Source organism: Rhizobium sp. 05N430, from assembly GCF_056396985.1.
Genome location: NZ_JBFTMO010000011.1, coordinates 102,484 through 122,490, shown reverse-complemented (window position 1 = coordinate 122,490; position 20,007 = coordinate 102,484). Strand labels below are relative to the sequence as shown.

The window sequence follows — 20,007 nt, the reverse complement described above, 5'->3', positions numbered from 1 at the left end:
ATGACGCTCGCCATGAACACTGACACGGCCGCCGCTGCCGCACGCCGCCATCGCTCGGCGGGGAGAGACTTCGCCGGCGTTGCGGCAATCATCGTGCTTGCCGCCATCGGCTATCTGCTTTTCCCTGATAATCTGGCTTTGCTGACCCGCATCATCGCCATCGCGCTGCTCGTTCTGTCGCTCGATCTCGTGACCGGCTATTGCGGCGTGGCGACCCTCGGCCATGCAGCCCTCTTCGGTTCCGGCGCTTATGCCGCCGGTATCGTCTCGGCCCATTACGGGATCACCGATCCGCTGCTGATGGCGCTTGCCGGTATCGCCGGCGGCGCGATTGCCGGTCTGATCTGCGGCGCCGTCATCCTGCGCGCCCACGGCTTGCCGCAGCTGGTTCTGTCGATCGCGCTGATCAACCTGTTCCATGAATTCGCCAACAAGGCGTCCTCCTGGACCGGCGGCAGCGACGGTCTCTCCGGTATTTCGGCCGATCCGGTGCTCGGCTATTTCGAATTCGATCTCTACGGGCATACCGCCTATATCTTCGGCGTTATCCTGCTGCTCGCCGTCTTCATCCTGCTTCGCCTCCTGGTGCGCTCGCCTTTCGGCATGCTCTGCCGCGGCATCAAGGAAGACCCGTTGCGCATCCGTGCCATGGGCGCATCGCCGAAGGCTGCGCTGATGAAGATGTATGTCATCTCGGGTGCGGTGGCCGGCATCGGCGGCGCGCTGACGGCGATCTCGACGCAGGTGGTCGGCCTCGACAGCCTGTCCTTCACGCTCTCGGCCGAAAGCCTGGTCATGCTCGTGCTCGGCGGCACCGGCTCGCTGTTTGGCGCACTCTCCGGCACCGTCATCTTCATGCTGTTCGAGGACTACGTCTCAGCCGCCAACCCGTTCCACTGGCTGACGATGGTCGGCGCACTGCTGATCGCCGTCGTGCTCTTCGCACCAAAGGGGCTCTACGGCACAGCTGCTGCCGTCCTCTCTCGTCGCAAGGAGGCAGGCGAATGAGCGCCGTATTCGAAGTCGCCAACCTGAAGAAATCTTTCGGCGGCCTTGCCGTCACCAACGACGTGTCGATTGCAATGCATCCGGGCGACCGGGTGGCGCTGATCGGGCCGAACGGTGCCGGCAAGACCACCTTCGTCAATCTGGTCACCGGCAATCTGGCCCCCGATTCCGGCGAAGTCCGCCTCGGCGGCGAGACGGTGACGAAGGTCGATGCGGCCGGGCGCGTGAAACGCGGTCTGGTCCGTTCCTTCCAGGTGACCCGCCTTTTCCAGGAGATGACGCCAGCCGAACATGTCGCACTTGCCATCCTGCAGCGCGACGGGAAGACCGGCCGGATGTTCGGAAACTTCCTGTCGATGCCCGGCGTCATGGACGAAGTTGCGGGCATGTTGCAGACGCTGGGGCTGACAGGCCTCATGCACCGCAAGGTCAGCGAGATCGCCTATGGCCAGCAGCGCCTGCTGGAGATCGCCGTCGCCATGGCCTTGAAGCCGAAGGTGCTGCTGCTCGATGAACCCGCCGCCGGTGTGCCGCAGAGCGATACCGGCCGCATCGAACAGGCGCTGGCCGATCTGCCTGCCGATCTCGCGGTGCTGATGATCGAGCACGACATGGACCTCGTCTTCCGCTTCGCCAGGCGCGTCATCGTGCTTGCCGCCGGCGCCATCATCTTCGACGGCTCGCCCGCCGACGTCACCAAGGATGCCCGCGTGCGCGAGGCTTATCTCGGGAGCTATGCCAATGCCAGCCACGCCGCTTGAGGTGGAAAACCTGTCGGCCGGCTACGGCCCGACCCGCGTTCTCGAAGGCGTGTCCTTTTCGGTCCCGGCAGGCGCCCGCCTCGCCGTGCTTGGCCGCAACGGCATGGGCAAGACGACGCTGCTCGCTACCCTTGCCGGGCAGACGAAACGCTATGACGGCCGCATCCGGCTGGGTTCGACCGACGTGACGGCGATGCCGAGCGCCGCACGCGCGCATCAGGGGCTGGGCTTCGTGCCCCAGGCGCGCTGCGTCTTTCCGACACTGACCGTCGAGGAAAACCTCTTCGTCGGCCTCAAGGGACGCCCGAAGACAGCGCTCGACGAAGCCTACCAGATGTTTCCGCGCCTCAAGGAACGCCGCCGCAATCTCGGCAACCAGCTTTCCGGCGGCGAGCAGCAAATGCTCTCCACCGCCCGCTCGATCCTCGGCCGCCCTTCGGTGCTGCTGCTGGACGAGCCACTCGAGGGCCTGGCGCCCGTCATCTGCGAGGAACTGATGGCTGCCTTTGCCGAACTCGCCAAGACCGGAGATATGACAATCGTTCTGGTCGAGCAGCGCATCCAGAGCGCGCTCGATTTCGCCGACCAGGTCATCATCCTGGAACGCGGAAGGCTCGCCTGGAGTGGCACGCCGGCAGCGCTGTCTGAGGATCATGGTTCGGTGGAACGGCTGCTCGGCGTAGGTGGGCTGCACTAACGCTCAGCTCGCGGAAAAGCCCTCGTCATATGTCACCTCGCCCGACGGTGTGTCACCGCTGAAAGTCGCTGCCTGAAAATACTCGGCCGGGACGCCCGGAAGCGTTAGTTTCGCATCTGCCTGGAAGCCGAAGCGGCTGTAGAAAGCCGGATCACCAAGCAGAACGCAGCCTCTGGCACCAAGCGCCAGGCCCGCGTCCATCAGCGCGCGTCCAATTCCCTGTCCCTGCCATTCCGGTGCAACGGCAATAGGGCCGAGCCCGTACCAGCCGAGATCGGCGCCATCGATCGCCACTGGGGAGAATGCAACATGGCCGACGACATTCCCTTCATCTTCGGCAATCAGTGAGACACTGAGCTTACCGCGGTCGCGTAAGGCGTCGACAATCGCCGCCTCCGTCTGACTGCTGAATGGCATCGGCGCAAAGGCACGGGTTATCAGCGCCCGGATGAGCGGAATATCGGCTGCGGTTTCTTCGCGAAGCTTCATCGCTGTCCTCTAATAGCAGCAAATCGGGTAGCAAATAGCAACACTTGCGTCAAAGCCGCGGCTTGCATTGGCGAGCCGACTCCTCTTTGATCGCAGGCCAAAGAGGAGTATCCCGCTTGTCCTTCCCCCTATTCGACCTCACCGGAAAACGTGCGTTGATCACCGGCTCCAGCCAGGGCATCGGCTATGCGCTGGCACTCGGGCTGGCCGAGCATGGGGCGTCCGTGGTCATCAACGGCCGCAACGCCAGCAAGGCTTCGGAGGCGGCGGAAGTGATCCGGGGCAAGGGTCATCATGCGCTGAGCGCCGCCTTCGACGTTACGGACGCGCAGGCGGCGCGCGGCGGCATTGCCTATATCGAAGAGGAAATCGGGCCGATCGATATCCTCATCAACAATGCCGGCATGCAGTTTCGCACGCCGCTCGAAGATTTTCCGGTCGAGAAGTGGGACGAGATCTTCAAGACCAATGTCTCCAGCGTCTTCTATGTCAGCCAGCCGGTCGCCAAGGCGATGATTAGCCGCGGACGCGGCAAGATCATCAACATCGCTTCGGTTCAGGCCGAACTCGCCCGCCCGAGCATCGCGCCCTATACGGCGACGAAAGGCGCGGTGAAGAACCTGACGCGCGGCATGGCGACGGATTGGGCCAAGTACGGTCTGCAGGTGAACGCGATTGCGCCCGGATATTTCAAGACGCCACTGAACCAGGCGCTGGTCGATGATCCGAAATTTTCCAGCTGGCTGGAAGGGCGCACGCCGGCCGGGCGCTGGGGCAATGTCGAGGAGCTGGTGGGTGCTGCGGTATTCCTGTCCTCGGAGGCTTCGTCCTTCGTCAACGGCCATATGCTGATGGTCGATGGCGGGATCACCACCAGTCTCTAATCGGCGGCGATATTTCCGCGCCGCATCAGCCGCATCAGGATGAGCGGCAGCAGCGTGGTAATGCAGATGGCGATGAAGGCCATGGCCATGCCGAGGCCGATCGAACCCTGCTCGAACTGCCGCCAGATGAAGGTGGCGATCGTCTGCATTCCGACCGGGGCGACGACGACGGATGCGACAAGCTCGCGCGAGGCCAGTGCAAAGACCAGCAGCATCGAGGAGGCAAGGCTCGGGAAGACCAGCGGCAGCAGAATGCGCCGGAAGGCCACGGTGCCGCTGGCGCCGCAGACGCGGGCGGCGGCTTCCAGATTGTCACCGATCTGCTGGAAGGCGGCTGCGGTGTAGCGCACCGGCTGCGGCAGCAGGATGCAGCAATAGGCGAGCAGCAGGATGAAGCCGGTATTGTAGGGCGTGAACGGCAGGCCCGGCATGTTCCAGGCGAGGATCAGCCCGACAGCGACGACGATGCCGGGCAGCGCGTTCGGCAGGATGGTCATGATATCGATCACCATCCGGCCCCGCATCTTCGTCTTCACGACGGTATAAGCGGCGGTGACGCCGACGAGGCCGGTGATAACAGCCGTGCCGATGCCGAGCGAGAAACTGTTGATCAGCGCGGTGACGGCACCGGCACTGTTGCTGAAAACGGCGATGAAATTGTCGAGGCTGACATTGTCGAGCGCAAGACCGCCGGAAATGGTGCGCGCCAGCGCGGTTGCAAGGATCGCCAAAAGCGGCACGCCTGTCGCGAGGAAAGCGACAACGGCAAAGCTGATCATGACCGGGACCTTCAGCGCGCCGAGCGGCCGCTTGTCTTTCGCGGTCGGCTTGCCTCCAACCGTCTGGTAGGAGCGGCGCGCCAGAATCCAGCGCTGCAGCAGGAAGGTGGCGAGCGACATGGCGACGAGCACCAGCGAGAGGATCGCAGCGCCCGGCAGATCGATCGGCCAGTCGGTGACGCGAAGGTCGATGCCCGTCACCAGCACCTGGAAGCCGACCCGGCGGCCAAGTGCCGCGGGCGTGCCGTATTCTTCGATCGCTGCGGCGAAGACGAGCATCAGGCTGGCCGTCAGGCCGGGTGCGGAGAGCGGCAGGGTGATGCGCCAGAAGGCGCGCGCCGGGCTGGCGCCGAAAACACGGCCGACATCGGCATAGCGGGCACCGACGGCCTCGACAGTGCGCGACACCGCGAAATAGACGACCGGGAACGTGTTGAAGGCCATGACCACGGTCATGCCGGCCAGCGAGAACAGGAAGGGCGCCAGGTTGAAGCCGGCAAGCTGCTCAAGATAGCCGCGCGGCTGCAGCGTCATGATCCAGCCGAGTGTGGCGATATAAGGCGGGATCATGAAGGGGACGAGTAGCACCACATCGCAGAGGGTCGCGAAGGGGATGCGGTAGAGGGCGCGAAAGACGCCGAGCGGCACGGCAACGAGCGCCGAAGCCAGGACGACGCACGCGCCGAGCAGGATGGTATTGCCGCCCATTCGGATCAGCGAGCTATCGGCAAGCGTCGCGTAGAGCGAGGAGAAGGGGCTCCCAAACGAGCCCCGTCCAAGTTGGGGAAAGATGCCTTGCAGGACGACGGCGATGAAGGGAACGGCAACGACGAGGATGAGACCCGCTGTTGCCAGCCAGGCGGCCGGAGCCGTGCCGCCGATGCCGTTCGCTTTCATCTCGTCAGACCTTACTTGGCGCCGTAGAGTTCTGCGAAGGACTTCAGCGTTTCCTTACGCTTGCCGTAAACGGCGGCCGTATCATACTTCAGGAGCTTCAGATCGCTGATCAGCGGGCGGGCAGCCGCAATATCGGTGCGCGACGGCATCAGCATCTCACCGGCAACGAGCTTCTGGCCTTCGTCCGAGAGCATGTAGTCGATGAACTTCTTGGCATCGTCCTGGTTCTTGGACCAGTTCATGATCATAGCCGGGCGCGGCGCGATGACGGTGCCCGAAGCCGGGAACACGACTTCGATATTCTCGCCCTTCTTCTGGGCGGCAAGCGCGATGTAGTCGACCGCGCCGAAGACAACGGCCTTGGCACCCTGCAGAACCGGGTTGAGGGCGTCAGCATTGGCACCGGCGATGATGGCACCGTTGGCCTTCAGATCCTTGAACAGCTTCCAGTCGTCTTGGCCACCGAGAGCGGCGGTCAGCTCGAAGGACGAGCCAGACTGCGCGGGATCCGGAATGTTGACGAGGTCCTTGTATTCAGACTTCGCGAGATCGGCCCATTCAGACGGCTTTGGCGTGCCGCTCTTCGAGTTCCAGACGATGCCCAGAGCCGAAATGCCTTGCGCAACGGCGCCTTCCGACTTCAGGAAATCAGGAACCTTGGCAGCGTTCGGGCTTGCATAATTGACGAGCCAGCCGCGCTTGGCGAAATCGTTTGCCGTATCCCAGGAAGCCGAGATGACGACATCGACGACCGGGTTTGCAGCTTCGGCTTCGATACGGGCCATGACCTTGCCGGTCGTTGCCTGGAAAACATTGACCTTGACGCCGGTCTGAGCGGTGAAGCCAGCCGACAGCTTGTCGATCAGGCTCTGCGGGCCAGCGGTGTAAACGGTGACGTCGGCATGGGCGACGCCCGCCATAAGCGCGGCAGCAACCACGCCAAAAGTGATGCTCTTCAAAGACTTAAACATTTTCGAGTCTCTCCTGTTTTGAATTATCGGCAGTCTGTTCAAAAAAGCGGATCTGCGTGGGATCGACGGCAAGGCCTATGCGTTCGCCGGGGCGCAGCTTGAGACGGCTGAGCACCTGCAGCTCGACGCCAGGCAACCCGGCGAGCGAAACCGTGGCCAGATGGCCGTCGCCGCGAAACTGCGAACGCAGCACTTCGGCGCTCAGACGATCGGGGGCGTCTCCAGATGCGGAAATCCCGGCGGTCGGGATCAGGATGCGGGCGCTGCGCGCCGCCGCCTCTTCGGCCGGCATTAACGCCACATCGCTGTCCTTGAAAAACCAGATCGCACCGCGGCGCTCGATATCGGCCAGACAGCCGAGCCGCAGGAAGTCGGCAACCTCAGGCGTCGCAGGGCGCTCGATCAGCATATCGGGTGAAGCAAGCTGCTCGATCAGCCCGCCGCGCATCACCGCAACGTGATCGGCAAGCGTCAGCGCCTCGCTGTGATCGTGGGTGACGTAGATCGCCGTCAGCCCCAATGTCGCAATCAGATCAGCAAGCTCACCGACCATGTTTTCGCGCAGCTCGCGATCGAGGTTCGAAAGCGGCTCATCGAAAAGGATCAGCTGCGGCTCGGCAACGATGGCACGGGCGATCGCCACGCGCTGCTGCTGGCCGCCGGAAAGATCGCTCGGACGGCGGTCGGCAAAGGCTGCAAGCCCGACCTTGTCCAGCGCCCGCATCGTCCGCTCCCGGCGCTCGGCCTTTCCGACGCCGCGCATTTCAAGCGGAAACGAGACATTGCCGCCAACCGTCAGATGTGGCCAGAGCGCATAATCTTGGAAGACCATGCCCAGCCCGCGGCGCTCCGGAGGCACGAAGGTGCCCTCGCCTGCAACGCGCTGCCCGGTAATGGCGATATGGCCCCTCGTCGGCGCCAGCAGGCCGGCGACAAGCCTGAGCAGCGTGGTCTTGCCGCAGCCTGATGGGCCAAGCAGCGCCAATGTCTCACCCTTGCGAAGAGAGATGTCGATCCCCTTGAGGATGCGCGTCTGCCCATAGCTCAATTCGAGCCCGGCCGCGGAAACGGCGGTATTCGACGGAATTGCGGGGGCGTTCATGGGGAACCGGATGTCGCTTCAGAAATTACGGCGACATTTAGGCAGGCCGGATGACAGCTTTGCGACAGTTCGATTTCAGTTTCATGACAATGGGTTGATGCGCTCTTGGACGCGAGGTCCGGTGGTCAGCGATCCAGCAATTCGATCGGCCCCAATGTCTTGCCCGATATCTTGCTGGCGGCGACCGCATAGCCGCCGCTGGCGCCGTCGATGAAATGGATGTGGTCGCGCGACATCGGCGTCGGCACGAAACAGGTCATCAGCGCCGAATCCTGCCGGTGCAGGCCGTAACGGGCGATCCCCTTGCTCTGCGCCTCCTTGAGCAGGGCTTCGATCCGCTCGAACCGCGCGCTATCGACATCGATCGTCATTTTCAGTCCGTCGTCGAATTTGCGGAAATCGGAATTTCCGGCGACGTCGCGCTTGTATTGACGCGCGTCGAACCTGCCGAAGGGGATGCACAGCTTGAAGAAAATCACGGTCAGTGCCAGCTGCAGCATGATGAACAGTTTTTGGCGCCATTGCCTGCCAGGCGCCGCGGTTGCCTTGGCCTCGCGCTCGATGCCCTTCCTCGAGAAAGACAGGTCCGGGCCGTCTGCAGGCACTGGATGGCCGCCGCGGCCTTGTTCCGACGAGATGGCGACGATGGCGGTGACCAGCGACTGGAACTCCGGACCGGAGCCCGCTTCACCGGGAACGGCGATGATCGAGACGATTTCCCCGTTCTCGGCCTCGATCGGGTTCCAGCGGCAGGAGAGACCGGCCAAATCCGGCCGGGTGCCCGCGGGGGCTGCGGCAACGCCGTAGCGTCCCGATTTCATCTGCTTTTCGGCCCAACTGTTGCCCCCGCCGGCAAACATTGCGTAGGTCACGTAGGGGCTTGCCGAATAGCGGGCAACGCGCACATCCAGCCCTTCCTTGCGGATATCGGCAACGGGAACGATCGCGGTCCGCAGGTCGAGGACGAGATCTTCCCTCACCCAGACCTGGACCGCGGCAAGTGCCGCGCGGGCAGCATCCTCATGCGATGCAGGCAGGGCGATCATCGCACCGTCGCCGCCGAAGACGAAGGGAAAGTCACCCTTTCCGACAGCGTTCAGCACGGCGGAAATCACCGAAGCGCCCGCCATGTTGACGTCCTTGTAGCGCCCGTCACCGATCGCCTTGGTGGAGCCGACGATGTCGGCCAGCGCCAGGATCCATCCCTCGGGCAGGGGGCGGTAATTGCCAGTATCGGCCACACCCTTGAACTCGGCAAAGACCGGCACGGAAGCAAAGAACTGATCGTTGGAAGCGGCGCTCATGACCCGACCTTATCACAGACAGTTGTAGCGGCGGCAACGCCATTTCAGGAGTTACGGCAATCGACTTCGCACAGTTTCGTGTGATAGCACCGCAAGATAAATGAATGACGGACAAGGACATAGATGAGCCGCCTCGACAGCTTCATCCGCCGCCTGACGGCTCAGCGCGATATCTTGAATTCGATCGTCGGTCTGGTCGGGCCGCTTGAGGGCCCGGTCATCGAATTCGGCCTCGGCAACGGACGGACCTACGACCATCTACGCGAGATTTTCGCCGGCCGCCGCATCATCGCCTTCGACCGCGAGGTCCGCTCCTATTCCGCCTCGACGCCGCCCGCCGAAGATATGGTGACCGGCGATATCCGCGAGACGGGGCAGCGTTTTCTCGGCGTCAACGCGGCGCTTGCGCATGCCGATATCGGCACCGGTCACGACGATATCGATGCCGTGACCCTGACCTGGCTGCCGCAGCTGATGGCCGGGGTTCTGCGCTCCGGCGGCATTGCCGTCTCCGGCCTGCCGCTCGACCGGCCTGAACTCGATCCCCTGCCGCTGCCTGACGGCATCAAATCCGGGCGTTATTTCCTCTACCGCCGCACATAGCTTTCAGTCGCTACAGATCTCCGGCATTGGGCCGGACGCGCCGAGCTTCGCGTAGCGGCGCTCGAATTCGCCGGCGAGATCGCCGAGCGTCACCGCTTTCAGCCGGGCGAGGATCAGCGCCTCGGCCTCCCGCAAGGTGTCGCCGACGGCATTGTTGACCGCCTGTTCGACCAGGCATTCCGGATGATCGGATGCCGGACCGATGGCGAACAGCTCCGGCTCGCCGATCGCCTGATAGACATCGAGCAGGGCGATCTCGGACAGTGGCTTGACCAGCGTCCAGCCACCATGATGACCCTTCTCCGAGCGCACATATCCCTGATCCCTGAGCCCCGCCATGGTGCGGCGGACGACAACGGGATTGGTGCTCAGCATCCCGGCGATCATCTCGGATGTCACCGGTTTCTGATACCGATCCATGTGGAGCAGCACATGCAGCATGCGGGACAGGCGGCTGTCACTTCTCATCATCATCCTCGTATGCGTCTACTCCGCACTATCCCATGCCATTCGTAACAACACAAGTGACGTAGGACTTGACGACATCATTTCACGTAACTTATGTAGATGCGTGAAATGCAAGAAGGAGCGACATCATGCATTATGAAGCAATCGTCATCGGCGGCAATTTTGCCGGGCTCTCCGCCGCCATGCAGCTCGCCCGCGCCCGCCGCAGCATCCTGCTGATCGATGCCGGGCGTCCGCGCAATCGCTTCGCCGAGGCATCGCACGGGTTTCTCGGCCAGGACGGCATGACCCCGGCCGCGATCATGCTGGAGGGCAAGCGCCAGCTTTCGGCCTATCCGACGGTGAGCTTCGCCGAAGGGGAAGCGATCACCGCCGAAAAGACCGGTGGCAAATTCAATGTGGTGCTGGCGGATGGACGGCAGTTCAGCGCCGACCGGTTGCTGCTGGCGACAGGCGTCAGGGATACGCTGCCGGATATTCCGGGGCTTGCCGCACGCTGGGGCCGCTCGGCGCTTCATTGCCCCTATTGCCACGGATACGAGGTGCGCGATCGTGCGCTCGGCGTGCTCGGCAGTCATCCCTTCTCGATTCACGCGGCGCTGCTGATCCCGGATTGGGGTCCGGCCACCTATTTCTCGCAGGGCCTCGTCGAGCCTGATCAGGAGCAGCTGGCGCAACTGGCGGCCCGTCAGGTTCGCGTCGAAAGCAGCCCGATCGTCGAATTCCTCGGCACCGCGCCAGATCTCGAGGCTGTCAGGCTTCAGGATGGCCGTGTCGTACCGCTCTCGGCGATCTTCGTCGCGCCCAAAGTATCGATGGCCACCCCGCTTGCCGAACAGCTCGGCTGCGAATTTGACGATGCGCCGCTTGGCCCTGTCATTCGTCTCGATGAGCGCAAGGAAACCACAGTGAAAGGCGTCTACGCCGCAGGCGACGCGACGAACCCGATGCACAACGCCACACTGGCCTCAGCCTCCGGCGTGCTTGCCGGCGTCCATTGCCACCACTCGCTGGCGCTGGGTATGGCGCATTAGGGTAGAAACAGCACGTCGTACTGGTCGATACCGCCGGGCAGCTCGCGCACTTTCATCTGCTGCTCGCCCTCCTCGAAAAACACGAGGCAGTTCTCGTAGAAGGAAGCCAGGGTGGAGATGAAATCGCGGGTCTGATCCGGGCCGTAAAAGAGCGGCGTGAACTCCATGTATAGAGGCACGCGCCGCTTCATCAGCTCGGTCATCGAGCGGCAGGCGACGGGCTCGTATCCCTCGATATCCATCCAGACCAGACCGACGGCGCTCTGTTCGAGGCCGAGATCGCCAAGGATTGCCGCGACCGGGCGGACGGGAACGCTGATCTTGATATCGGACGGGCTCTGTCTAATCGCGCTGCTCTTGCCATGATTGGCGGCGTTCATGAAGAAGTCGATCTCGCCTGCCATCTCTCCTGCGGCACAATTGACCGGTGTGACGATCCCGTCCAGCCGGTTCTGGCGGATATTCGTCTGCAGCAGGGGAAAGTTGCGCGGATCCGGCTCGACGCTGACAATGCGGGAATAGGCGCCGCTCAGCGCGAAATAGACGGTCTGGGTGCCGATATTGCCGCCGAGTTCCAGCAGCACGCTGTCTTTGCGCGACAGGCCGCGCTCCCGGAGCACGGCCAGCAACCGGTCGACATGATCACGCTCGAAATGCCCCTTCCGGAAGACCTTGCGGCCGATATAGTCGGATGGCGAAAAGGTCATGCGGTGGTCGCCGGCATCGACGGTCATCGTCAGTACCCGCGGCCCGATGCTTTCGATCAGCAGACGGCGGCCAAGGCGGGTATCGAAGAAGCGGGCAGCAGTGGCATTGCGCATCTTGCGAAGCCGCTTGATCCAGTATTTTTGCGTCAGCAGCGCATTGGCGGCCATCAGGCTTTTCCTTGCAGCGGCAGCGCCGCCTTGTCCTTGGGAATCACGAAGACCTTCAGCGGCAGCGCCCGGCCGCGGACGTTGATCTCGTGGCTTTCGATGCCGGTCATGTCGGCGCCGGCGCGCTCGGCGACTGGTTCGGAAATGACGATCGCCGCGTCGAATTCCTTGGCGGCATGCTCGAGGCGGCTGGCGACGTTGACGGTATCGCCGACGGCGGTCAGGCTGCGGACGCGGCCGTATCCCATCGTGCCGACGACTGCCGGACCGGTGTGGATGCCGATAGCGATCTGCAACGGGATCGACAGCTCCTCGGCCAGTTCATGACCGAGCTTCTCGATCTCTTCGGCGATGGTCGCGGCCGCCTTCAGCGCCTGCCTGCAGCCCTCTTCCGGCGAGGTGTTGATGCCGAACAGCGCCATGGCGCCGTCCCCGATGAACTTGTCGACGCGGCCGCCGGCCTGCTCGACAGCCTTGCCGACCAGCGCGAAATAGCGGTTCAGCAGGAAGACGATATCGAAGGGAAGACGGGGCTCCGTCAGCGCCGTGAAATTGCGCATGTCGCAGAAGAGTACCGCGATATCCCGCTCGCGGCCGGGGCTCGTTTCCTGCGTGTTGGCAGGTAGAGTCGCCTCCGTTGCCGGGATCAGCAGCGGCACGACGGTCAGGTCATGGTTCGGCCGCAGCTGGCAGGCAAGCCGGACATCCGGGGCGGCATTGATCCGCCGGAGCGTCGTCTGTTCCATTTTGTCGGGTGGCGGCAGGCTCTCATAGTCGCTGAGGATCTGCACGCGGCAGGTGGAACACTGCCCTTTGCCGCCGCAGACAGAATAATGCGGCAAGCCGCCAAGACGGCTCGCCTCCAGCACGGTGAAGCCGCGCGGCACATGGATGGTCTCACCAGCCGGGTAGTGGACGGCGATCTGATCGGTGGCTTCCTTCCATTTGCGCAGGCTGCGGGCGAGGACGACCGAGAGCAGCGCCAGCGAAAAGCTGCTGTAGAGACCGGCGCGGATCAAGGCGATCTGCCTTTGCGCTTCCGGGTCGGAATAGTAGCGGCGGTTCAGGTTCTGCAGATAGTGGCCGGTATCGACGAGACCCTCATAGGCAGGCTCGGCGATCGTCCGGCCCATTTCGGCAAAGCCGAGAAGGGCGAGCACCGGAAGCAGGATTGCCAAAGCCAGAAGCAGCGGCGAAAAAGCCTGATACCACGGGCGATAGCGCAGCCAGAAATGCAGGCCGATGCATCCGTGGGTCCAGACGACGACGACCGCAAGTGCCTGGCGCACACCCGAACTTGGCGAATTGATCCACAACAGACTGACGATCGTTTCGTAGTTGTCGGAGTAGTGAAACAGCTCGTGGACGATGCGCGTGCCGATCACATGGTCCATGATGATCAGTGGTATGGCCAGGCCGAGGGCGATCTGCGCCAGCTCACCCTTTGGCATGACGAGGCTGCGCCGGATATAAAGCGAGCGCAGCGCCAGCGTCATGTGGGTGAGGATGGCGCCATAAAGAGCAACCGTCCCGACCGGGTTACGCCACAGCATCATGAACAGCCGGCGGCCATCTTCGGCGGCTCCGACCGAAATCAGGCCGAGCGCATGGTTCGACAGATGCAGCGTCACGAACAGGAACATGATCAGCCCGGCGCCCAGCCGGGCACGCCGGATGTTCCGCTCGGGGAAAATGCTTGTGTCTGCGACGGCGGCCATTCATTCCCGTTCTTGAAGATCGAATCTCTTATGCAATAGAGATGTTCGAAGAGAAGCGGAATGCCGCCTTCTTCAACTGCGATCACATTCTATATGTTTATCAGCAACTCTTAAGGAAGCGGACCATAGCGCAGAATTTCGCCGCAGGCTGGATCGGGAATTGGAAACGCTCTGTCTCGGCGGGCGCTCGCTGATGAAGATTGCCTTTTACGCGCCTTTGAAGTCTCCCGGCCATCCCGTCCCCTCCGGCGACCGGCTGATGGGCAGGCTTCTGATGCGCGCGCTCGATCTGGCAGGCCATGAGGTCGAACTCGTCTCCAGCTTCCGGAATTTCGCCGCAACACCGGAGGCCGCAGCGCTCCTGGAAGAGGGCCGCCAGAGCGAATTGCAGCGGCTGCGGGCAGAGTTTGCTGCCGGCGCTAAGCCGGACTTCTGGTTTTGCTACCACCCCTATTACAAATCGCCGGATCCGTTCGGTCCCGTCCTTTGCGGTGAACTCGACATTCCCTATGTGACCGTCGAGGCATCCTATTCGCCGAAGCGTGATCAAGGCCCCTGGCAGCCGGCACAGGCGCTGGTCGCCAGCGCTATCCGGCAGGCGGCGGTTAACATCGCGATGACGGCGCGGGACCGCGCCGGTGTCGAGCGGGCGATTCCCGAGGCACGCATGGCCTCGATCCAGCCATTCATCGATCCGGCGCTCTATGCGGAGCCCGGCACGGTTGCCGATCCAACGCGGTTGATCGCGGTCGCGATGATGCGCCCGGGCGACAAGATGCAAAGCTATGCGATGCTCGCGGCCGCTTTGCATCAGATCCGCGATACGGCCTGGACGCTGGCGATCGCCGGTGACGGTCCTGAAAGGAATGCTGTCGAAGCGCTGTTTGTCGGTTTCGAGCCCGGACGCATCGAGTGGTGCGGTGAGCGCAGCCCGGTGGAGATCGCTGCGCTGCTGAAGCAGTCTGCGATATATGTCTGGCCGGGTTGCGGTGAGGCCTATGGCCTGGCCTATCTGGAGGCGCAGGCCGCCGGACTTCCCGCCGTCGCCCAGGAGACCGCGGGTGTCCCCGCAGTGATCGGCAACGGCTCCACCGGCGTATTGACATCTGAAGGCGACGTGGCGGCCTATGCAGTCGCGATCCGTGAGCTGCTGGAGCGCCCGGAGAAACGGCGTAAGATGGGCGCCGAAGCGCGCCGGTTCGTTCTCGAAGAGCGGTCGATCGCAACCGCGGCAGCGGCCCTCGACGATATCTTGAAGACCTATGCAGGAGTGAAGCGATGAGCGGCAATACGGCCTGGGAACCCCTTCGCGGCGAGTTGGCGCGGTGGACTGCCGCGGGCCGCACCGCGGCGTTCTGGTGGCGCGATGACGATGCGATCGAACCGACCGGCGCGCTCGACACACTGCTGGGGCTTGCCAATCGCTACGACGTGCCGGTGACGCTTGCTGTGGTGCCGGCGAAGACCGGACCGGCGCTCTCGCAGCGCCTGGCCAATGAGAAACATGCAGCCGTGGCAGTTCATGGCTGGGCGCATCAAAATCACGCCCCGGCGGAGGAGAAGAAGCAGGAGCTTGGCAGCCATCGCCTGGCCGAGGCGGTGCTTGGCGAGCTCTATCACGGCTTCCTCAATCTGAAGCAGCTTCACGAGACGTCTTTCGTGCCGATGCTGGTGCCGCCGTGGAACCGGATCGACGATGCGCTGATCCCGAAGCTTTCCGCACTCGGCTTCGAAAGCCTCTCCACCTATGGACAAGCCGCGCCGGGCCAGCCGATCGGCATTCTGAATACCCATGTAGATATCATGGATTGGCATGGTACCCGCGGCGGGCGGCCGGAAGAAGAGCTGATTGCAGAACTGGTCGCCGAGCTGCAGAACCGCTTCGAGGGCAGCGACGAGCCGATCGGTCTTCTGACGCACCATCTCGTCCATGACGCCGCAGCCTGGAATTTCTGCGATGCGCTGTTCAGGGAGACAGCCGGGATCAAGGCGGTCGCCTGGACGCCCGCCGCCAGCTTGCTCAAGACCTAGATATCGATAACCTGATTGTCGCGGGCGGCAAAGGATGTCGGGAAAGCGGCCTGCGCCTCACGCTCCATCTGGCCGAGCTGCTGGTCGGTACGCGACGGCGCGTGATGGAAGAGCGCGAACTGCTTCGTGCCCGCCATCTTGGCAAGCTCGACGCCGTGCTGCCATGTCGAGTGACCGAAACCCTTGAAGCGCTGCATCTCGTCTTCGTTATAGGTGCAGTCGTAGATCGCCAGATCGGCGTCCTTCATCATCTCCAGCGACACCGGATCGTAAGAACCCGGGATATGCTCGATATCAAAGATCAGCGCAACGGACCGGCCACCCCATTCGATACGGTAGCCGATGGCGCCGCCCGGATGGTTCAGCATGTAGGTCTTGATCTTGATGCCGTCGCGCGGCGACAGGACTTCACCGGCGTGGAAATCGCGGAAATCCATCGTCGCCTGGCAAATATCGGTCTTCACCGGAAACCAGGGCGGGCTGATGAACTGGTTGACCATCTCCTTGGTGGTCATCTTGCCGTCCAGATGTCCTGACCAGATGTTCAGGTGGATCGACGGGTAATAGATAGCCTTGAAGAAGGGCAGACCGATGATGTGGTCATAGTGGCAGTGGCTGAAAAACAGATCGACGTCGCTGACGCTCTCGTTGAGCATCGCGAGCCCGGCTTCGCGCAGGCCGGAGCCCGCGTCGAAAATCATACGGTGGGCGCCGCAACGGATTTCGATGCACGTGGTGTTGCCACCATAGTGATCGAACTCGGGTCCCGAAACCGGAATGCTGCCCCGGACGCCCCAAAACTTAACCTGAAATAGTTCTTTGCTCATTCTTTCGTCGATCGGACGTTCCCGTGGATGCGATCGTAACCACAAACTGATCTGGTTGCGAAGAGCACCATGCTACGGACATGCCGTTTCCTTACCAATCCGCCTACCGCTACAGGCAGAACAAGTAGATTTTCCTAAGCAAGCGGTTTTCGCCTTGGATTGCAACTGGATATGGTTTGTTTTCGGTAAACGGAAGCGGCTGGGCCTGCAAATGGCGGAGAACGGATCCGTGTTTCCTGACATTAGATGGGTTCTAATGTCGCAAATTGCAAATTGGAGCCTAATGCGACCTTCGTCTACAGAGGACTGATCTCAGTGCTGGAAAGAATAGGCACCGGGCCAAGCACCCTGCGATCACGCCTTGATGATGTGATCGCCAGCCAGGCCGAGGCGCGCGAATACATTGCGCGTATCGACGATCAGAGGCGCGCTCTTAGCCAGCACGCCGTAGTCAACCGCGTCATGATCGGTGGCGATAAGAACTACATCATAGTCCGCAAGCGTCTCGGTGCTGATCTCAACGGACTTCCGGCCCTTCAGCGCCTGGTATTCGCGCGTCGGCGGGATTTCGGCCACGAAAGGATCGCTGTAGTCGGCCTTGCCGCCGCGCTCCTCAATGATCTCGATCAGCCTGAGCGACGGGCTCTCACGAATATCGGCGACGTTCTTCTTGTAGGCAAGACCGATCACCAGCACCTTGCTGCGGCTCAGCGCCTTGCCGGCGCGGATATCGAGTGCCTCGGCAAGCTTTCCGACGACATAGCGCGGCATTGCGGAATTGATCTCACCGGCCAGCTCGATAAAGCGTGTGGGAAGCTCGTATTCGCGCGACTTCCAGGTCAGGTAAAAGGGATCGATCGGGATACAGTGCCCGCCGAGACCGGGACCGGGATAGAACGGCATATAGCCGAACGGCTTGGTCTTGGCGGCGTCGATCACTTCCCAGACGTCGATACCCATGGCGGCGTAAACGGTCTTCAGTTCATTGACGAGCGCTATATTGACCGAGCGGAAGATGTTCTCCGTTAGCTTGACAGCTTCAGCGGTCGCATTCGACGAGACAGGGACGACTGTCGAGACGGCCGCCCCGTAGAAGCTCGTCATCAGCTCCAGCGCATCCGGCCCGTCACCCGCGACGACTTTGGGAATGGTCGCCGTGTTGTAATGCTGGTTGCCGGGGTCTTCGCGCTCCGGAGAAAAGCCGATGAAGAAATCGGCGCCCGACCTCAGACCGGTCTTTTCGAGGATTACCTTGACGACGTCATCGGTTGTCCCCGGATAAGTGGTCGATTCCAGCACGACCAGCTGGCCCGGCCGAAGGTGTTCCGCAATGGCGCGCGACGTCGCCTCGACATAGGAAAGATCCGGATCCCGGTGCTTGGTCAGCGGCGTCGGCACGCAGATGACGATGACATCGCAAGCTTTCAGCCCGGCAAAATCGGTCGTTGCCGAAAAGCGGTCTGCGTCGATCTCAATGGCGAGCGCCACATCGGTCACCGCATCGATGTAGGATTTTCGCGCATCAAGCGCGACGATCTTCTTCGGATCGATGTCGAAACCGGTGACCGGAAAGCCGCTGCGGGCGATCGCCATGGCCAGCGGCAGGCCGACATAGCCAAGGCCGATGATGCCGGCGCGGGCGGTGCGATCGCTGATCTTTGCGGAAAGGGCGGCTGATGTCTGCGAGGTGGCCAAGACGGGGTCTCTTCTGACGAGGAAAGTCATGGGTGAGATAATGCAAGATCGCAATGATTTAAACCCGCCTTCTGCCTGACAGGATGGTGAAGCGGTCGTGATCGGCGCTGCCCGATACAAGCCGTAATCGCATCGCACCTCTTTTGCACTGTGGCCGAAAAGACTCGCTGGCCGCAGACATCGAAACCGGAGGCAGAAAATTATCCGGATAGCATTGTTTCGGATCGATCAAATGCCTATCTGATTAGGATAATGAACCACCAGAAAGGACACCCGTCCTCGCTCTTTTCGGGCTCTGACAGGTAGGTTTGCCGGGTCTTCGGCAGATCGTTGACCCAATAATACCGCTCGTCCATCTTGCCCCCCGCCCTGCGCGTGACCGCGCTGCAGGCAGGTTTTTCGTCGCTTTCAGGAACGGACGTGCTTGATGAGGATAATACCAAAAATGAGCACCATCGAATCCAGCGTGTCCTCCATTCTTCTGGACCGCGTCGCCGAATGGCTGACCAATTCTTCGCTGGCCGGCGATGATCTGGAGAATATCGTTCGTGGTTTTTGCGAGCGCATCGCCGCTGCCGGTCTGCCGATCGCCCGCGTTCACCTGACCTTTTCAATGCTGCATCCGCTTTATGATGCGCTGAGCTTCACCTGGCGGCGCTCGAGTGGCGTCACCATCGAGGGTTACCGGCATTCGGCCGGCGCCAAGCCGGATCGTTTCCTCCAAAGCCCCTATTACTACCTGCTCGACAACAACCTGCAGCACATTCGCCGCCGGATGAGCCAGGAAGGACCGGCCGAATTCCCGATCTTCGACGATCTCCGCAAGGAGAAGATCACCGACTATCTCGCCTTCGTGCAGCCGTTCGGCGATGGCTCCGTACAGGGCATGATGGGCTCGTGGTCGACGGACGCGCATTCCGGCTTTTCCGACGACATGATCGAAGCGCTGCTGCGCATGCAGAACCATCTGGCCGTCGCCGCCAAGATGGCGGTGCTCGGCAAGCTCGCCAACAATATGCTGACCACCTATCTCGGCGGCGATGCCGGCAAGCGGGTGCTGAACGGCCAGATCCGCCGCGGCGACGGCGAGACGATCCGTGCCGCGCTCGTCATGGGCGACATGCGCCAGTCGACGATGTTCGCCGAAAAGGAGGGCCGCCAGGCCTATATCGATACGCTGAATGAGTTCTTCGACGCGATTGCCGCACCCTTCAACCGCAATGGCGGCGAGATCCTGAGCTTCCTCGGCGACGGCTTTCTCGCCGTCTATCCATGCGGCCGCCACAAGGATCCTTCAAAGATTGCGGCACAAGCAGCACTATCGGCCGTCCATCAGGCACAGTCGCGTGTTGCCGAGCTCAACAATGAGCGCGCCGGAAAAAGCATGAGCCCGGTGCGCTACGGCATCGGCCTGCATATCGGCAACGTCATGTTCGGCAATGTCGGGCTGAAGGACCGGCTAACGTTCTCGGCCTTCGGTTCGGCCGTCAACGAAGTCCAGCGCCTGCAGTCGCTGACCAAGAAGTATAATCGTGAGGTTGTCGCCAGCCAGGCGTTCGCCGGCTATTGCGGCGGCGAATGGACGACGCTCGGCGAGGAAAAGCTGCGCGGCATCCGCCAGAAGGTCACCGTGCTGCAGCCGCGCATCACGCCGCCGCCGCTCGCCGATGGCGGAACCTTCCAGGACGTCGCCCAGAATGGGCTGTCCGAAGCCGAACAGGTGATCCTGCTGCATCGTGACGCGAAGAAGCAGGAGAAGCGTCCGATGGTTGAAAGGTTCGTTCAGTAAGTGGCCTTCAAAGAGGCCGATTTTTGCTTGAATATCAGCGCTAAAGCGCCAAATTCTCCAGAGCTGTCATAAACT

Annotated in this window: 19 protein-coding genes; 9 read left to right on the top strand and 10 right to left on the bottom strand. The window is 62.2% G+C overall.

The genetic code is table 11. From position 1 onward, the window contains the following. Genes AC1DJO_RS21110 through AC1DJO_RS21100 form a run of 3 tightly spaced genes read left to right on the top strand, consistent with a single transcriptional unit; the run spans window position 1 to window position 2,466 of the window. Window positions 1-1,008 (top strand): branched-chain amino acid ABC transporter permease, encoded by a 1,008-nt coding sequence (locus tag AC1DJO_RS21110; protein ID WP_310290149.1) that lies wholly within the window; start codon window positions 1-3, stop codon window positions 1,006-1,008. Then, window positions 1,005-1,769, top strand: a complete 765-nt coding sequence (locus tag AC1DJO_RS21105) for an ABC transporter ATP-binding protein (RefSeq protein WP_112444355.1) — start codon at window positions 1,005-1,007, stop codon at window positions 1,767-1,769. Before AC1DJO_RS21110 ends, AC1DJO_RS21105 begins: the two co-directional genes overlap by 4 nt. Beyond that, window positions 1,750-2,466: an ABC transporter ATP-binding protein gene (locus AC1DJO_RS21100; RefSeq protein WP_112386663.1), complete on the top strand. Its 717-nt coding sequence runs from the start codon at window positions 1,750-1,752 to the stop codon at window positions 2,464-2,466. The genes AC1DJO_RS21105 and AC1DJO_RS21100 overlap by 20 nt, the downstream gene beginning before the upstream one ends. 3 nt (window positions 2,467-2,469) lie before the next feature. Here the strand turns inward: AC1DJO_RS21100 and AC1DJO_RS21095 are convergent, their stop codons facing one another. Beyond that, window positions 2,470-2,955 (bottom strand): GNAT family N-acetyltransferase, encoded by a 486-nt coding sequence (locus AC1DJO_RS21095; RefSeq protein ID WP_112386662.1) that lies wholly within the window; start codon window positions 2,953-2,955, stop codon window positions 2,470-2,472. 116 nt (window positions 2,956-3,071) lie between these two features. Between AC1DJO_RS21095 and AC1DJO_RS21090 the strand changes: the two genes are divergently transcribed. Then, window positions 3,072-3,839 carry an SDR family oxidoreductase gene (locus AC1DJO_RS21090; RefSeq protein ID WP_112386661.1) on the top strand — a complete coding sequence of 256 codons (768 nt, stop codon included), beginning with the start codon at window positions 3,072-3,074 and terminating at the stop codon, window positions 3,837-3,839. On the opposite strand, the gene AC1DJO_RS21085 is transcribed toward AC1DJO_RS21090, so the two are convergent. The 4 genes from AC1DJO_RS21085 to AC1DJO_RS21070 all read right to left on the bottom strand — a co-directional run bounded on the left by AC1DJO_RS21085 (window position 3,836) and on the right by AC1DJO_RS21070 (window position 8,892). Further along, the gene (locus tag AC1DJO_RS21085) at window positions 3,836-5,515 is read right to left on the bottom strand and encodes an ABC transporter permease (protein ID WP_477972817.1); all 1,680 of its coding nucleotides are present in this window, start codon (window positions 5,513-5,515) and stop codon (window positions 3,836-3,838) included. The genes AC1DJO_RS21090 and AC1DJO_RS21085 overlap by 4 nt on opposite strands. Before the next feature lie 11 nt (window positions 5,516-5,526). Beyond that, complete coding sequence (locus AC1DJO_RS21080) at window positions 5,527-6,486, bottom strand: ABC transporter substrate-binding protein (RefSeq protein ID WP_112386659.1); 960 nt, start codon at window positions 6,484-6,486, stop codon at window positions 5,527-5,529. Further along, on the bottom strand, window positions 6,479-7,588 hold the full coding sequence (locus AC1DJO_RS21075; RefSeq protein WP_112386658.1) for an ABC transporter ATP-binding protein: 1,110 nt from the start codon (window positions 7,586-7,588) through the stop codon (window positions 6,479-6,481). Before AC1DJO_RS21075 ends, AC1DJO_RS21080 begins: the two co-directional genes overlap by 8 nt. Window positions 7,589-7,713: 125 nt before the next feature. Next, window positions 7,714-8,892: a DUF3095 domain-containing protein gene (locus AC1DJO_RS21070; protein ID WP_477972815.1), complete on the bottom strand. Its 1,179-nt coding sequence runs from the start codon at window positions 8,890-8,892 to the stop codon at window positions 7,714-7,716. A 123-nt stretch (window positions 8,893-9,015) separates the two neighbouring features. Here AC1DJO_RS21070 and AC1DJO_RS21065 point away from each other — a divergent pair, with 123 nt between their 5' ends. Continuing rightward, window positions 9,016-9,495, top strand: a complete 480-nt coding sequence (locus AC1DJO_RS21065; RefSeq protein ID WP_112386656.1) for a class I SAM-dependent methyltransferase — start codon at window positions 9,016-9,018, stop codon at window positions 9,493-9,495. Window positions 9,496-9,498: 3 nt separating this feature from the next. Here the strand turns inward: AC1DJO_RS21065 and AC1DJO_RS21060 are convergent, their stop codons facing one another. Continuing rightward, window positions 9,499-9,963, bottom strand: a complete 465-nt coding sequence (locus AC1DJO_RS21060; protein ID WP_112386746.1) for an Rrf2 family transcriptional regulator — start codon at window positions 9,961-9,963, stop codon at window positions 9,499-9,501. A gap of 128 nt (window positions 9,964-10,091) precedes the next feature. Here AC1DJO_RS21060 and AC1DJO_RS21055 point away from each other — a divergent pair, with 128 nt between their 5' ends. Then, window positions 10,092-10,997 (top strand): NAD(P)/FAD-dependent oxidoreductase, encoded by a 906-nt coding sequence (locus AC1DJO_RS21055; protein WP_112538735.1) that lies wholly within the window; start codon window positions 10,092-10,094, stop codon window positions 10,995-10,997. Here AC1DJO_RS21055 and AC1DJO_RS21050 read toward each other — a convergent pair. Then, entirely contained in the window at window positions 10,994-11,872 is an 879-nt protein-coding gene (locus AC1DJO_RS21050; RefSeq protein ID WP_112386654.1) for an FkbM family methyltransferase, read from the bottom strand. The two genes, AC1DJO_RS21055 and AC1DJO_RS21050, sit on opposite strands and share 4 nt — an antisense overlap. Then, window positions 11,872-13,590, bottom strand: coding sequence for an adenylate/guanylate cyclase domain-containing protein (locus tag AC1DJO_RS21045; protein WP_477972813.1), 1,719 nt, complete (start codon window positions 13,588-13,590; stop codon window positions 11,872-11,874). Before AC1DJO_RS21045 ends, AC1DJO_RS21050 begins: the two co-directional genes overlap by 1 nt. A gap of 193 nt (window positions 13,591-13,783) precedes the next feature. On the opposite strand from AC1DJO_RS21045, the gene AC1DJO_RS21040 reads away from it, so the two are divergent. Both AC1DJO_RS21040 and AC1DJO_RS21035 read left to right on the top strand, forming a co-directional pair. Next, on the top strand, window positions 13,784-14,872 hold the full coding sequence (locus tag AC1DJO_RS21040; RefSeq protein ID WP_112386652.1) for a glycosyltransferase family 4 protein: 1,089 nt from the start codon (window positions 13,784-13,786) through the stop codon (window positions 14,870-14,872). Next, the gene (locus AC1DJO_RS21035; RefSeq protein ID WP_112386651.1) at window positions 14,869-15,621 is read left to right on the top strand and encodes a polysaccharide deacetylase family protein; all 753 of its coding nucleotides are present in this window, start codon (window positions 14,869-14,871) and stop codon (window positions 15,619-15,621) included. The genes AC1DJO_RS21040 and AC1DJO_RS21035 overlap by 4 nt, the downstream gene beginning before the upstream one ends. Here the strand turns inward: AC1DJO_RS21035 and AC1DJO_RS21030 are convergent. Beyond that, the gene (locus AC1DJO_RS21030; protein WP_112386650.1) at window positions 15,618-16,448 is read right to left on the bottom strand and encodes an MBL fold metallo-hydrolase; all 831 of its coding nucleotides are present in this window, start codon (window positions 16,446-16,448) and stop codon (window positions 15,618-15,620) included. The genes AC1DJO_RS21035 and AC1DJO_RS21030 overlap by 4 nt on opposite strands. Before the next feature lie 354 nt (window positions 16,449-16,802). Beyond that, window positions 16,803-18,173: a nucleotide sugar dehydrogenase gene (locus AC1DJO_RS21025; RefSeq protein ID WP_112386649.1), complete on the bottom strand. Its 1,371-nt coding sequence runs from the start codon at window positions 18,171-18,173 to the stop codon at window positions 16,803-16,805. A gap of 415 nt (window positions 18,174-18,588) precedes the next feature. Here AC1DJO_RS21025 and AC1DJO_RS21020 point away from each other — a divergent pair, with 415 nt between their 5' ends. Beyond that, complete coding sequence (locus AC1DJO_RS21020) at window positions 18,589-19,932, top strand: adenylate/guanylate cyclase domain-containing protein (RefSeq protein WP_112386648.1); 1,344 nt, start codon at window positions 18,589-18,591, stop codon at window positions 19,930-19,932. Window positions 19,933-20,007: the final 75 nt, after the last annotated feature.

Excerpts from the sequence above, each read along its gene's own strand:
- AC1DJO_RS21060 (WP_112386746.1), bottom strand. The coding sequence starts at position 9,963 with ATGAGAAGTGACAGCCGCCTGTCCCGCATGCTGCATGTGCTGCTCCAC.
- AC1DJO_RS21065 (WP_112386656.1), top strand. The coding sequence starts at position 9,016 with ATGAGCCGCCTCGACAGCTTCATCCGCCGCCTGACGGCTCAGCGCGAT.
- AC1DJO_RS21050 (WP_112386654.1), bottom strand. The coding sequence starts at position 11,872 with ATGGCCGCCAATGCGCTGCTGACGCAAAAATACTGGATCAAGCGGCTT.
- AC1DJO_RS21045 (WP_477972813.1), bottom strand. The coding sequence starts at position 13,590 with ATGGCCGCCGTCGCAGACACAAGCATTTTCCCCGAGCGGAACATCCGG.
- AC1DJO_RS21025 (WP_112386649.1), bottom strand. The coding sequence starts at position 18,173 with ATGACTTTCCTCGTCAGAAGAGACCCCGTCTTGGCCACCTCGCAGACA.
- AC1DJO_RS21055 (WP_112538735.1), top strand. The coding sequence starts at position 10,092 with ATGCATTATGAAGCAATCGTCATCGGCGGCAATTTTGCCGGGCTCTCC.
- AC1DJO_RS21100 (WP_112386663.1), top strand. The coding sequence starts at position 1,750 with ATGCCAGCCACGCCGCTTGAGGTGGAAAACCTGTCGGCCGGCTACGGC.
- AC1DJO_RS21030 (WP_112386650.1), bottom strand. The coding sequence starts at position 16,448 with ATGAGCAAAGAACTATTTCAGGTTAAGTTTTGGGGCGTCCGGGGCAGC.
- AC1DJO_RS21020 (WP_112386648.1), top strand. The coding sequence starts at position 18,589 with ATGAGCACCATCGAATCCAGCGTGTCCTCCATTCTTCTGGACCGCGTC.
- AC1DJO_RS21095 (WP_112386662.1), bottom strand. The coding sequence starts at position 2,955 with ATGAAGCTTCGCGAAGAAACCGCAGCCGATATTCCGCTCATCCGGGCG.
- AC1DJO_RS21080 (WP_112386659.1), bottom strand. The coding sequence starts at position 6,486 with ATGTTTAAGTCTTTGAAGAGCATCACTTTTGGCGTGGTTGCTGCCGCG.
- AC1DJO_RS21070 (WP_477972815.1), bottom strand. The coding sequence starts at position 8,892 with ATGAGCGCCGCTTCCAACGATCAGTTCTTTGCTTCCGTGCCGGTCTTT.
- AC1DJO_RS21110 (WP_310290149.1), top strand. The coding sequence starts at position 1 with ATGACGCTCGCCATGAACACTGACACGGCCGCCGCTGCCGCACGCCGC.
- AC1DJO_RS21040 (WP_112386652.1), top strand. The coding sequence starts at position 13,784 with ATGAAGATTGCCTTTTACGCGCCTTTGAAGTCTCCCGGCCATCCCGTC.
- AC1DJO_RS21035 (WP_112386651.1), top strand. The coding sequence starts at position 14,869 with ATGAGCGGCAATACGGCCTGGGAACCCCTTCGCGGCGAGTTGGCGCGG.
- AC1DJO_RS21075 (WP_112386658.1), bottom strand. The coding sequence starts at position 7,588 with ATGAACGCCCCCGCAATTCCGTCGAATACCGCCGTTTCCGCGGCCGGG.
- AC1DJO_RS21085 (WP_477972817.1), bottom strand. The coding sequence starts at position 5,515 with ATGAAAGCGAACGGCATCGGCGGCACGGCTCCGGCCGCCTGGCTGGCA.
- AC1DJO_RS21105 (WP_112444355.1), top strand. The coding sequence starts at position 1,005 with ATGAGCGCCGTATTCGAAGTCGCCAACCTGAAGAAATCTTTCGGCGGC.